Below are 14232 nucleotides of genomic sequence, written 5' to 3' on the forward strand. Positions count from 1 at the left end.
ATGCAGCCGTAATCACCTAAAGAAACAGTATCTTTAAGACAAACCAAGCCTTTATGAAACCTAAAAGCATCTTTTGGTTTTTGTTTGTTTGTGTCATATCTCCCCCGGGCTATGCTCAGCAAAATCAAAAACTGGACAGTTTACTAAATGTTCTTAAAACACACGAGGAAGACACTTTAAAGGTTGCGACCCTAGAAGAATTATTTTTAGAAGAGCTTTATTCAGATCCTGGGAAGGCAAAAAAATATATTGAGCAAAGTCTTACTCTTTCTAAAAAACTAGATTTTTCTGATGGTGAAGGCTTCGCCAATTACTATTTGGGTGCCGGTTATTATCAAACCATAGGAAAAAACGATTCTGCCAGATACTATATCAATGAAGCACTTTCAGTTTTTAAGCGGATTAAACACAAAGAATATATCGTTAAAATGACAAATGCTCTAGGGGTTGTAGAGTACACCGCTGGCAACTACCAAAAAGCAATCGAATATTATAATACAGGAATAGAGTATTCTAGAGAAAATAAACATTGGGACAACCTAGCCAATAGGCTCGGGAACAAATCATTAGCTTATATTACTAAGGGAGACTACAACCTTGGTGTCAAATACTCCATTGAATCTTTGAAACTATTTGATAGTTTAAGTTCAAAATCAAATACCCTTCAACTTAAAATTCACACTGCAACTGCTGCAGTTCGAGTTGGATATGCTGAAATGGGTTTGGAAAATTATGAAGAAGCCCTGAAATACTTTAACCGAGCCTTACATATCTACAATAACATAGATGATGTGGTTCATATGGGACATACGTATTCCGATATTGGCAATGTGCATTTGGAACTTGGAAATTATGACGCTGCTATCGAAAATTATATGAAAACCCTAGCTATAGCAAAAGAAAAAGAGGTTCCTATAATGCGAGGTTACGTTTTGGTTAATCTTGGCAAAGCCTATAAGCACAAAAATAATTATGAAAAAGCACTTTCAATCCTTGAAGAAGGCTTACCCATTAATAAGGAATTTGGAACTAAAGATGATCTTGCCTTGAATCTTAAACAATTGGGACACACCCTTATGAAAAAAGGTGATAGAGATGTGGCGCTTTCTTATTTCAATAAGTCTGTCGCCCTAGCAGATTCAATTGGCGCCGCAGAAATCTTATCTGAGTCTTACCTGAACAGAGCGGAAGTCTATGCCGAACTAAAGGATTATCAGAACGCTTACGTTGACCAGAAAAAACATCAATTCATTAATGATAGTATTTTTACGTTTAAAAAATCACAACAGATAGAGGAACTCCGTACCATTTACGACACGGAAAAAAAAGAACAGCAAATCGCGCTGCAAGAAAGAGAAATCACGGTCTTGGAGCAGCAGAAAAAAATAAGTGCCCAGCAAAAACTGTTGTTGGGCGGGGGATTGTTATTTTCACTGTTGGGCTTCTATGGTCTACGTCAAAAAATGAAGCGCAATAAAATCGAAAAAGAAAAAGTAGATGCTGAACTGGAATTCAAAAGAAAAGAATTGACCACCCATGCCTTAAACCTTGCACGAAAGAATGAAACTCTTGAAAACCTAAAGTCTAAAGCAGAAGAACTGAAGGAAAAGGAAAATGCCGGCTCAGGGTACAACCAATTGATACGTTCTATCAATTTCGATTTACAAGACGATAATAATTGGGAAAACTTTTCACGTTATTTTGAAGAAGTGCATAAAGATTTTAATAGTAAGGTGAAAACCAAATACCCTGATGTTACGTCAAACGAATTACGCCTTTTGGCGCTATTAAAGATGAACTTGTCTTCTAAAGAAATTGCCAATATCCTCAATATTTCTGGTGATGGAATCAAAAAAGCCAGGTATCGCCTTCGCAAGAAGTTAGATCTTACTACCGAAGATTCGCTACAAGATTTGGTAGTAAATCTTTAATATACAGATATATTTACTTTTTGATATAGGTTAAAAAAACTATCTTTAGAATCATACCAGACCCCTATGAAAGCCAAAATATTCTTATGGTTTTTGTTTGTTTGTGTCATATCTCCCCCGCTCTGTGCCCAGCAAAATCAAAAACTAGATAGTCTTTTAAAAGTCTATAAAAATCAGAAAAAGGATTCGCTCAAGGTCAATACCTTAGCGGCTCTTTATAACACACTGCTCTACAATGACCCTGTTGCGGCCTTAAAATATGCCCAAGAGGAGTATGAAGTTGCTGAAGAGATCAACTATAAGAAAGGCATGGCTATGGCTTTGTATCATATAGGGGCCTACTATAGCAATCATGATGAAATCGATTCGGCCAAGTATTATTACAACCAATCGCTAAAAGAATTTGAACATCTCGATAATCTTGAAGGACAGACCGATGTAAAGCATGGCTTAGCGATCATAGACTATACACTAGGTAATTATAACCAAGCTCTTAAAATATTACAAGACAATATAGAAATTTACACCAACAAATTCATTGACTCTACCGGACTGGCAGTGACCTACGACCTAATAGGTACTATTAATATATACAAGGGAAATCATAACATCGCTCTCGCTGAAACCCTCAAAGCCCTTAAGATTTTAGAAAAAATTGACAAGCCCATACGTAAAGCCGATGCATTAAATCATCTCGCAGCTATTGAGTTTTACTTAGGTAATTATGACAAATCAATAGAATTCAATCAGGAAGCACTGCAAATCTATAAAGAAAACAATGATAAGTATTACGAGGCACAGGCTTTAAATGATATTGGAAATACCTACCATTATAAAAAGGAATTTGACCAAGCAATTGCATATTTAGAACAGAGTTTGGCATTGTCTCGCCAGCTTGGGGTGCTCGATATCGAAGCTACTGCCCTAGGTAATTTAGGGAAAACCCATGTTAAGAAAGGACAATATGAAAAGGCAATTCTCCTTATTGAGGAGGGACTCAAAATCGTTCAGCAAACCAAATCTACCAACAAGGTGGTTGAGGCGTTCAATGATTTGGGAATGGCGTATAGCGAAATGAACGAGCCTACAAAGGCAATTTCTTATTTCAATAAGTCAATTGTTTTGGCAGATAGCATTAATGTTCAAGAGAATCTAAGGATCGGACATTATCAGCGTTCCTTGGCATTTGCAAAACTAAGACGTTTCGATAAAGCCTATGAAGATCATGTCGCCTTCAAGGCCATAAGTGACTCCATTTACGATGCTACAAAATCTCAACAGATTGAAGAACTACGTACTATTTACGAAACTGAAAAAAAAGAGCAGCAAATTTCACTTCAAGAGCAGGAAATCAAGGTGCTAGAGCAACAAGCTTCAATAAGCAACCTTCAACGTTTATTAATGGCAGTTGGCTTACTATTTTCGGTCATAGCTATTTACGCCTTACGTCAGAAAATGAAACGCAACAAATTGGAAAGAGAAAAAGTAGATGCTGAACTCGCTTTTAAAAAGAAGGAGCTTACCACCCATGCCTTGAATTTAGCTCGTAAAAACGAAGTCTTGGAAACGGTTAAGCAAAAAGCCGCCGCCCTTAAACTTGAATCCAATGACAAGGGTTACAAAGATTTAATACGGACCATTAATTTTGACCAGCAAGACGACCGCAATTGGGAAAATTTCATTCAATACTTTGAACAGGTACACAAAGATTTTAGTAGCAACATCAAACAAAAATATCCTGAAATCACATCAAATGAACTTCGCCTTTTGGCTCTTTTAAAGATGAATTTATCCTCCAAAGAAATTGCCAGTATTTTGAATATTTCCTCAGAAGGTATCAAAAAAGCGCGGTATCGCCTGCGAAAAAAACTCGGTATCGCTACAGAAGACTCTTTACAAGATATGGTGTTAAGCCTATAGAAACAGGGCGTTTCAAGCCTGTCCACTACTTGTCCCCATGCTATTTTTGAGGTGTCCACCTCTTGTCCACCCTCTTTTTTTTACTTCCCGAAATCACTGCCCTAGGTTTGTGGTGTCATTAGGTTGACGAAACAGTTTTGTGTTCTTGCCCGATTAAGGGCTGCAGACCGTTAACGGGCAAGTCACACAAAATGAAAAGTAAATTTTAACCACAAAACAATAGTATCATGAAAACGCAAAACAGATTTTTCGACAAACTGATTATTTTCATTTTCCTAATCTTTGGACTGGCATGTAGTAAGGATGACAATGACGGGGAAATAATAGAACCGCCTGTAACTGGCGAAACCTTTGAAGAAATAATAGCCTTAGGTGCTGATTTTGAATCATTCCCGCAATCGCGTACAGAGGAGGTGCTAAGCGAGTCAGAACCAAAAAATGAAGACTACGAAGAAGAGGAAGAGGGAGAGACCGTTGAAAAGCGATGGGTATGCACCACAAAAACCTTAAGTGTGCTAGACGGAAATGGTCAGTTTCCATTATTCGATACCAGTTCGGATGTCATTTACCCAGGGGCCTTGCTACAGGGTAAAACCCTGCGTAATGCGACACCTTCGCCCATCGTTGTAAAACGGGCAGGAGGAACCATCTCTTATAACCTAAATAATGGCAACCTCAACTCGAGCTTTATGGTTGATGAAGTAAAGAAAAGTTCTATTCAAGATGGAATGAATTCAATTATTTCAGGTGCAGGTTCAGTAGTACCGGCAAACTTTCAACTCGATATTGTTCAAATAGAATCTGAAAGTCAATTGGCAATTGAAATGGGTCTTGATGTACAAACCTTCACTACTAAGGTTTCAGCAGATATGTCTTTTAGCACCGAGAAAACTTTTAATAGAACTCTCGTAAAATTGAATCAATCCTATTATACAATGAGCTTTGATCTTCCTACTAGTCTCGACGAGGTTTTTGACCCAAGTGTAACGCCAAAGGATTTGGCTACTTATGTTCAAGAAGATAACGCCGCTACCTTTATCTCTTCGGTAACCTACGGTCGAATTTTCTATATGCTTGTAGAGTCTACTTCAAGCAGACAAGAAATGTCTGCCAAACTAAATGTAGCTTATGGCGCTTTTAAGAACAAGGTTGAAGGAGAACTTGGAGTAAGTGCTATGGAAGAGCTCAATGATCTAAAAATAAAAGTTGTCGCCTACGGCGGTGACGCAGCCGGTACTTTTCAACTGGCCGGTGAAACCAATATTGCTGATATTGCCAACAAATTGGCAGAAAGCACCGATGTTAGGGCAGGTTTACCACTTTCTTACGTGGTGCGCAGCGTCGAACGGCCAGATCAAATTGTCGGCACTAGACTAGCTACGGAATATGATGTTGTAAATTGTGTTTTGAAGGGAGTCTTACCTCCTCAAGGTCTGCAATCTTTAGTCGATATTTTCAAAAATGACGCCGATGGCGGTGGAATAGGTGCAATGGCGCATGTTGCAGATAGCAACATTCTTGTCTTCAATAAAGAAGGCACCAAATACGCCTGGTACAACGGCAATAGTGGTCAGGTAAAGGCCATATTTGATATTAAGGAAGCGAATTCACCCTTAGGTACCGTTCCTTTAGACAACGTAGGAGCAGCAATACAACTAAGTGATAGTAGGATTTATCTTTTTGATAAAACTGGCCTTCTTAGTTCAAGACTGGCATACTCTAAATCAGCCGCGGCCAACGCTACCAATGGTGATGCTCCAACGACACCTATTGGAAGCTATACGACAGGGGGAGACGCAGGTGATTCTATTTTTCTAGTAAACAGTTCATTTGGCGACAGCGGCAATTTCCAATTTGCGGGTCGCGGTTTTGAGGCTGGAGCACGTGTAGGGGCTAGTACCTTTGCTTTTTTCGCAAAACCTGGTGATGAATACTCCTTGTATTCAACGAATAGTGGTGGTTCTTGGGAAAATCCGCTAGCAGCAACTACCTGGTTTGACAACACTGCCAATGCAAGCGGTACCTTATTCGAAAAAGTTGGGGCTGCCAGCTTTATAGAATTTGGCGGAAGTAGCGGTAGATGGTACTTGGTAAATGAGGCCGGTGATGAGATTATGGAATATTTATCTTCACCTTCAAGAACATTCAACGGTCCATGGGTAATTAATTAAAAAGTTCGAGTAAGTTGAGTTAGTTTAAAACAAAAGCTCGGAGCAGTTGCTCCGAGCTTTGTGATTTTTTCCGGTAACCAGCCGGAAAATCATTCAACCAAACTAACAAACTATAAAACTGAATAGTTTCATATACTGATTTAGACGTAATACACTTCAACACCTTGCGTAAACAATGCGTTAAACTTTGTTAAAATAATATGGGGAAATTAAGAATGAAAGGGGAGATTTAAAGATGTCATCCTTCAACAATAAGAATTAAAAAGTAAAAGCTCGGGAACCACCCCGAGCTTTTCATCAAAATCAAAAACCAACCTAAACACATTAAACTGATTGATTATTTAACTAACTCAAGTAAATAATCATAGCAATTTTGTTATATAACAGCTGTACCTTAAAAAACCCTACCTAAATTTTGACTTTTTTTTATCTCGAATGTTAATATCTGTATCAAAGCCCTGTAATCTCCCATTTTCATTAACTTTATACTTAAGTAACGGCAAAATGACGGATCGTTTTTTTTCAGAATTAAAAAGGGAATTGCAGCAAGGAGTTCATAAAAAAGGACACTCCTTTCGCTATGGCACCTTGGCAACTGTCGGTCTCGAGACCATGCCAAGACTTCGCACGGTGGTTTTGCGCAAAGTTTCAGAAGATTTAAAACTCACTTTTTTTACAGACAAACGCTCCAAAAAACTCATTCATATCAAGGAAAATAACAAGGTCAGTATGTTGTTTTACGATCCGAAACAACTGTTACAAGTTAAAGTAGAAGGGCTAGCCAATAGTATTAGCGATGCACCTATTTTAAAAAAATATTGGAACGCTGTGCAGCCCAATTCTCGAAAAGATTATACAACAGCGCATGCTCCGGGCAGCAGTATTTCAAATCCCGACAAGGTAGACTATCTCAATGACGAAAATTATTTTTGTATTCTGGAGATTGAACCATTTCGCATTGAATACTTAAAACTGAAACGCCCCAATCATCTACGCGTACAGTTTTCCAAAAAAGAAGGTGAATGGGTGGGCGAGTTTTTGGTACCTTGATTTCAATACTTTTAACCGGTAAACTTTAGTGGTAAGGGTGTTACAGTATGCATCGACCTTGGTTTCAGGCACCGCCTTTACATCGCCCAGAGTGGTGTTTGCTTTTTGCTTTTATGATCGAATGGATAATTAACAAACCAACTCACTTCAGTGGGCAATGACCTATGCCCTCTAATACTATCTTGAAAACGTTCTGTTGTCAAACGATCGGAGAATCCGTTGGTACCCACCATCAAAATCCATTGCAGATTTTCTCTAAAAACAATATCTATGGTATCTTTTTCCAAACCCGGGTGTTGACCGATAATCGGTTGAATTTGAGCAAATACCTCCTTACTGTTTGCTATAGTTAAAAATTGCGCCTCTGCTACATGTTCAACAGATTTCGTAGTATCTGTTTGCCGCCTACCGCCCCAGCCTACACGAACCGAATATCCAGCGCGTACGGCCTCTATAAGCCTTTCTTTACTACCAAATACAACTTTTCCACCTTTGGTATTCCTAAATACCAATTGCCAACCCTGCTTCGCATCGGAAGATTGATGGGCTATGTTATCAACGCATCCAAATATCAATATCGACAAAACGCAAAAAGCTACTAATACCTTTTTCACAGTACCACAATTTTAAGTTAAATAATAGTTTAGCGGGGAACTCTTAAGCCGTTTTAATAATGGTGAATTTTAATTCCAAAGGATTCAGAGCCTTCTTTAACATGGGAATCAGGTCTTCTCCCAACTCCAAGTACAATTCTGAAAAATTCACATTACGCTCTTGTAGCGATTGCCCTGGAAACAATTCACTTTGAATTTCGGTCATTCGTACCACATGGTCTTTTAACTTGCGTTTTTGCGCCTTTAAAAGACGCTTTTCTAAATTTACAAGTCCTTTCTTCTGCTTCACCTCTTGTGCTTTTACCGCTCCTAAAAAAGAGGCATCTGTTTGCTCGGCAACTTCATAGAGTGATTTGAAGTGTTCTTCCAAAAACAGTTTTTGAGGAGAAAAATTGATATCAATATTTGAAATACTACGTATCTTCTTATTGATAAAACTATGTTGTTTTAAAAAGAGGTCTTCAACAAGAATATCCATCTTTTCAAGCTTTCCCGCCTGTTTTCTTGTGATAGTCAAAACAGAATTTCGTAGCAGAAGTACTGGAAAAGGAACCTGCATAGCTTCAAAACTAGATTTCAGTTCCAACCAGTAGGCAATCTCTCCCCCTCCTCCAATATAGCAAAGGTTGGGCAATATGACTTCTTGGTACAGGGGTCTGGTAATAACATTGGGTGAAAAGCGCTCTGGGAAATCATCGATTTCTTTTTCTAGTTCACTTTTGCTCCAAGATATTTGGGAATCAACAACAGAGAATCCATTCCCTTTTGCTATAATTCGTTCGCGAACGCCTTCGATTAAATAGAAATAATTGATTTCGCGAGGATTCACTTGAATAGTGTAGTTCTCCGAAACCGAAGCCAATCTTTCGGCAGATTGCGACACTTTTTGAAAAGAAGTTTGCTCAAAAATATCTTGTTTTACGTATGGAATTTGTAATCGCTTTAAGTCAGCATCATCTCCATCGATAATAACCAGGCCTGATTCGCCGAAAAGTTCATTAGCCAGGAAGCGTGTAGCTTCTGTAAGCGTTTGATGCTCCAAATACGCCCTTTTGAATAAACCCTTTAAGTCTTCCTCATTTTTGGAGCTTCTCATTGCATTTGAAAATGTCTCAAACACGTCCTCAAGTCCGTCTGTATTTAATTGGCCAACCGCTCCCGTAGCTTCCCTATTCCACTGTAATTTTTTCCCCTTGAAATTAAAATAATTGATTTCGTCAAAATCATGGTCTTCCGTTGCCATCCAGTAGATGGGAACAAAATTATATTTCGGATATTTTTTCTTGAGTTGTTCCGTAAGGTTTATCGTAGAAATAATTTTGTATAAAAAATACAGCGGCCCAGTAAACAGGTTTAGTTGATGCCCCGTGACAACGGTAAAAGTTATGGGTTCTTTAAGCTGTTTTATATGTTCTTGAGTCTTCTTCCGAGCCTTAATATTACTATATTGGTTTTGAAGAGAGTCGTACAAAATCTCACGATGCGCTTCAGGAAAATTTTTGGCCTTTTCCTCAATTTGGCCCTTGAAGTTTTCTAAAGTCGGAAAGCGATTGTAGAATGGTTTTAGTTCCTTTTTTTGATCTAAATAATCACAGATCAGTGACGAGAAATAACCCGTATTCTTAAATGGCAAACAGTCAATATCCATATAACAGCTAAAAATTCCCTGTAAATATAAAGTTCCTTGATTTTACAGTTCCTAAAAATACGTTAATTACTTTTTGTATGTCACCCCAAAAACCATGCAAATCAAAGAATTTTGACGGTTGTTGCAACCAATATTCCTTATCTTTCTCTCTTCTCAATAGCAATCTATAGTTCATGAAAAAATTACTATTCCTCTTAGCAATATTATGTTCAACGTTCACTTTTGCCCAAGGGTTAAAATCTCCTTCTGAGTTTTTAGGATATGAGCTTGGTACTCGCTTTACGCGCCATCACCAAGTTGTAGATTACTACGAGTATTTGGCATCAGTCGCTAGCGATCGCATGCAATTACAAGAATACGGCAAAACAAACGAGCTTAGACCTCTTATTCTGGCATCTATAAGTTCTGCAGATAATATGCGTGATTTGGAAAACATTCGAAAGGAACATTTGAAAAATACCGTTGGGGAAGGTGACCCTTCAGCAGCTATTGTTTGGTTGAGCTACAATGTGCATGGTAATGAGAGTGTAAGCACCGAAGCCTCCATGCAAACGATATTCGATTTACTGACCAGTAAACAAGCTTATCTTGAAAATACGGTGGTGCTTGTTGACCCCTGTATCAATCCTGACGGTAGAGATAGATATGTAAACTGGTACAATCAAAATAAGAATACACCATATAGCAACGACCCAAATAGCAAAGAACATCATGAAGGTTGGTTGAATGGCCGTTCCAATCACTATATGTTTGATTTGAATAGAGACTGGGCCTGGTTGACACAAGTAGAAAGTCAACAACGTTTAAAACAGTTCAATAAATGGTTGCCGCACGTTCATGTCGATTTTCATGAGCAAGGTGTTGACAACCCCTACTACTTTGCACCCGCTGCGGAACCGTATCATGAGGTTATCACTGATTTTCAAAGAGATTTTCAAGAACGTATTGGTAAAAACCATGCCAAGTATTTCGATGCCAACGGTTGGTTTTATTTTACTAAGGAAGTTTTTGATCTGTTATATCCCAGCTATGGAGATACCTATCCTACCATGAACGGTGGCGTTGGAATGACCTATGAACAAGGCGGAAGTGGACGTGCTGGCTTAGGCATCAAGACCCGTATTGGTGATACCCTTACCCTAAAAGATCGAATCGCTCATCATCACACTACAGGGCTTTCAACTGTAGAAGTAGCTTCAAAAAATGCGATAAAGTTGAACGACGAGTTCAAGAAGTTTTATAAAAACAAAAATTTTAAATACAAAAGCTATGTGCTCAATGGAGATGATGACAAGATACATGCACTTACCAAACTATTGGCCCAGCACAAAATCGAATACAATTGGGGTAGACCAGGTAGTGCCAAGGGATTTTCATATACCTCAGGACGGACTCAAAATCTGCCCACCAATGAAAACAGTTTGGTAATCCATACCGACCAGCCCAAAGGTACTTTAGTAAAGGTTTTATTTGAGCCACGCGCAAAACTTAGCGATTCTGTTACTTACGATATTACGGCATGGTCTCTTCCCTATGCATATGGGTTAGAAGCCGTTGCCTCGGAGGCAAAAGTAAGCTCGGAAGCTAGCGGACCGACTGAGATTTCAATGCCAGATGCGATAGTGAATGCAGATACTTACGCCTACATCACGGACTGGAATAGTATGGATGATGCTCGTTTTTTGGCAGAATTGCTACGAGAGAAAATACGTGTTCGATATGCACACAAGCCCTTCTCTCTCAATGGTAAAAACCACAAACGCGGCAGTCTGATCATTACGAAAGCTGACAACAAAAATCACCCTGGTTTTGTAAACGCACTACGTTCAGCATCGGAGAAACATCATAAAATATTAGTCCCCACACAAACGGGTTTTGTGGAGAGTGGAAAAGATTTTGGTTCGAATTCTGTACAAATGGTTGACGACTTAAAAGTGGCTGTTCTTTCAGGAAAACCCTCATCTACCTTGCGTTTTGGAGAGATATGGTACTTTTTCGAACAACAATTGCACTATCCTCTAGCCGTTATCGATTCGGAATATATGCGTGGCGTAAATTTCTCAGAATATGATGTGCTCATACTACCAGGTGGTTGGGGGTATCAAAACTTTATCAACAAAGATATTCTAAAAGATCTTAAAGCATGGGTACGTAATGGGGGTAAACTCATTGCTATGAACGGTGCTATAAAGTCGCTGTCTGGCGAGGAAGGTTTCTCCATCAAAAACAAGATACAAGAAAAAGATAGCACCAAATCTACGCGCCCTTTTGACGGTTCAGAACGGGAACGCATCAAAAGCGCTATCACCGGAGCTATTTTCAAAACCAAGGTCGATAACACACACCCCCTGGCTTATGGCTACGAGAACAGTTATTTTACCCTAAAACTAGGAGATGATTCCTATGAATATCTTACCAATGGCAATGTGGTCTATTTAGAGGAAAATCAAAACACACCCGTTTCAGGTTTTGCAGGGAGCAAGGCCCAGAAAAAGATTGCCAAGACGCTAATTTTTGGCGTGGAACACCACGGTGACGGAAGCGTTATCTATATGGTAGACAACCCTTTGTTCAGAGGTTTTTGGGAAAATGGCAAACTGTTCTTTGCCAATGCCCTTTTTATGGTAAATTGATTTAACTTAGGCCATTCACCAATCATATGTATGCTGAAGCCCTTGTTTGAGCAGTCGATTTAGAAAGTGAATTGGCGCAAGGATTTGTGACGCAAAAAATTCAAAGAAAATGCTAAGAAAATATATTCCACCCGTGGTTAAACAGCTAATTAAAACAACATTGCATTTCGGCAACAAATACCAATGTCCGATTTGCGGTTTTAAGGCAAGAGACTTGGCTCCTATTGGCATGGATATTCCAGTTTTCAAAGAAAAAAAAGTCATTGGTGGTGGGCGAAGAAAGGGGGGGTGTTACAAATGCAATTCTCGTGAGCGAGATCGAATGATTTACCTATACTTAAAAGATAAACTGGCGATATTTGATAGCTCGAAAGATTTGAAAATACTGCATTTGGCGCCGGAAATAGGTTTATCTAAAGCACTTTTGAATATTGGCTATGAAACCTATATCTGCGGAGATTTGTTTGTTGAAGGATATTTCTATCCTAAATATGTTCAAAACATTAATGTATTAGATATTCCATTTGATTCGAATTATTTTGATTTGATTATATGCAATCATATGCTCGAACATATACCCAATGACACCGATGCAATGAAAGAACTGTTCCGAGTTTTAAAGGTGGGAGGCCGAGCAATTTTACAAGTTCCAATATCTCAGACTATGGAAACCACTTTCGAAGATTTTACCATAACAGATCCAAAAGAAAGGGAGCTTGTATTCGGACAGTCGGATCACGTTCGCATTTATGGTCAAGACTATACCACCAGACTTCAATCTGTAGGTTTTAAAACAGAACAAATCGATATTTTCAAAGAATATGCGCACTGCAAGTACGGCTTAGACCCGAACGAGGACCTCATTGTCGGGAAGAAATGATCGCAATGTGATAAACCAATAGTACCCAACAGAATAATTTCTTTTTGACGTTTTATTGCGAAACTGCGGGCACAGCGTACAAGTCAAAATCTGCCGCCGCGGTCACCTTTAAATTTACAAATTCACCTTGTTTCAGATAGTGTTGGCTGGCATCGACTAACACCTCGTTATCAACGTCAGGAGAGTCGAATTCTGTTCTACCAATAAAATAGTTGCCCTCTTTTCGATCGATAATACATCGGAAGATTTGACCGATTTTTTGTTGATTCAACTCCCAAGAGATTTGCGATTGTAATTCCATTATTTCATTCGCACGTTGCTGTTTGACCACCTCAGGTACATCATCTTCCAAATTATAGGCATGGGTGTTCTCTTCATGGCTATAAGTAAAACAACCCAAACGTTCAAAGCGCATTTCCTCCACCCACTTCTTCAGTGTTTGAAAATCTTCTTCAGTTTCACCTGGATATCCAACAATCAGGGTGGTACGAATAGTCATTTCAGGAACAGATGCTCGAAAATCTTGTAATAACTTTGTGGTCTTGGCCTGTGTAGTTCCACGCCGCATACTTTTTAAGATAGCATCGGCAATATGCTGCAAAGGAATATCCAAATACTTACAGACTTTAGGTTCGCGTTTCATCACTTCCAAAACATCCATGGGGAAGCCCGTTGGAAAGGCATAATGCAAACGAATCCATTCAATACCCTCTACCTGCACCAAAGCCTCAAGCAATTCGGCAAGGTTTCGCTTTCTGTACAGATCGAGTCCGTAGTAGGTTAGATCTTGAGCGATCAAAATCAATTCTTTAACACCTTTAGTAGCTAATTTTTCAGCTTCAGTAACCAGATCTTCAATTCTTTTACTTCGATGCTTCCCCCTCATAATAGGAATTGCGCAAAAAGAACAGGGTCGGTCACAACCTTCTGCTATCTTTAGGTAGGCATAATTCTTGGGTGTTGTGGTAAGGCGTTCGCCAATCAACTCATGTTTGTAATCAGCACCTAATGCTTTCAATAAATTTGGTAATTCACTGGTGCCGAAATACTCGTCTACGTTCGGAATTTCTTTTTGTAAATCGGGTTTGTAACGTTCGCTAAGACAACCGGTTACGAAAACCTTATCTACCTTTCCCTCCTCTTTTTTTTGAACGTATTCAAGAATTGTGTTTACGCTCTCTTCCTTTGCATTGGCTATAAATCCGCAAGTATTGATGACTACTACATTGCCTTCCTCTTCATGAACTACCTCTTTGTCGTTGGCACGCAGTTGCCCCATCAAAACCTCAGAATCATACACATTCTTCGAACAGCCAAGGGTGACAACGTTAATCTTGTTCTTTTTAAGGGTTTTCGTACGCATAACTATTTTCTGGGTTGCAAAA

General features: G+C 39.0%; 9 protein-coding genes. 6 read left to right on the plus strand and 3 right to left on the minus strand.

Annotated features, from left to right (window positions below; translation table 11 throughout):
- The first annotated feature begins 53 nt into the window (after positions 1 to 53).
- The 4 genes from ABJN95_RS06165 (at position 54) to ABJN95_RS06180 (ending at position 7072) form a co-directional block, all read left to right on the plus strand.
- Entirely contained in the window at positions 54 to 1931 is a 1878-nt protein-coding gene (locus tag ABJN95_RS06165; protein WP_348369326.1) for a tetratricopeptide repeat protein, read from the plus strand.
- 66 nt (positions 1932 to 1997) lie between these two features.
- Positions 1998 to 3851: a tetratricopeptide repeat protein gene (locus tag ABJN95_RS06170; RefSeq protein ID WP_348369328.1), complete on the plus strand. Its 1854-nt coding sequence runs from the start codon at positions 1998 to 2000 to the stop codon at positions 3849 to 3851.
- A gap of 227 nt (positions 3852 to 4078) precedes the next feature.
- Positions 4079 to 6022 (plus strand): thiol-activated cytolysin family protein, encoded by a 1944-nt coding sequence (locus ABJN95_RS06175; protein WP_348369330.1) that lies wholly within the window; start codon positions 4079 to 4081, stop codon positions 6020 to 6022.
- 504 nt (positions 6023 to 6526) lie between these two features.
- On the plus strand, positions 6527 to 7072 hold the full coding sequence (locus ABJN95_RS06180) for a pyridoxamine 5'-phosphate oxidase family protein (RefSeq protein ID WP_348369332.1): 546 nt from the start codon (positions 6527 to 6529) through the stop codon (positions 7070 to 7072).
- Between the two features lie 77 nt (positions 7073 to 7149).
- Here ABJN95_RS06180 and ABJN95_RS06185 read toward each other — a convergent pair whose 3' ends face one another.
- Together ABJN95_RS06185 and bshC are read right to left on the minus strand one after the other, a co-directional pair.
- A complete protein-coding gene (locus ABJN95_RS06185) occupies positions 7150 to 7686 on the minus strand; it encodes a hypothetical protein (protein WP_348369334.1) in 537 nt (178 codons plus the stop codon).
- A 43-nt stretch (positions 7687 to 7729) separates the two neighbouring features.
- Positions 7730 to 9334 (minus strand): bacillithiol biosynthesis cysteine-adding enzyme BshC, encoded by a 1605-nt coding sequence (bshC, locus tag ABJN95_RS06190; protein WP_348369336.1) that lies wholly within the window; start codon positions 9332 to 9334, stop codon positions 7730 to 7732.
- A 173-nt stretch (positions 9335 to 9507) separates the two neighbouring features.
- Between bshC and ABJN95_RS06195 the strand changes: the two genes are divergently transcribed.
- Positions 9508 to 11967: a M14 metallopeptidase family protein gene (locus ABJN95_RS06195; RefSeq protein WP_348369338.1), complete on the plus strand. Its 2460-nt coding sequence runs from the start codon at positions 9508 to 9510 to the stop codon at positions 11965 to 11967.
- Between the two features lie 109 nt (positions 11968 to 12076).
- Positions 12077 to 12847: a methyltransferase domain-containing protein gene (locus tag ABJN95_RS06200; RefSeq protein ID WP_348369340.1), complete on the plus strand. Its 771-nt coding sequence runs from the start codon at positions 12077 to 12079 to the stop codon at positions 12845 to 12847.
- 52 nt (positions 12848 to 12899) lie between these two features.
- Here the strand turns inward: ABJN95_RS06200 and rimO are convergent, their stop codons facing one another.
- The gene (gene rimO / locus ABJN95_RS06205; RefSeq protein ID WP_348369342.1) at positions 12900 to 14210 is read right to left on the minus strand and encodes a 30S ribosomal protein S12 methylthiotransferase RimO; all 1311 of its coding nucleotides are present in this window, start codon (positions 14208 to 14210) and stop codon (positions 12900 to 12902) included.
- Positions 14211 to 14232: the final 22 nt, after the last annotated feature.

The organism is Maribacter sp. (genome assembly GCF_039974175.1).
Lineage (GTDB): Bacteria > Bacteroidota > Bacteroidia > Flavobacteriales > Flavobacteriaceae > Maribacter_C.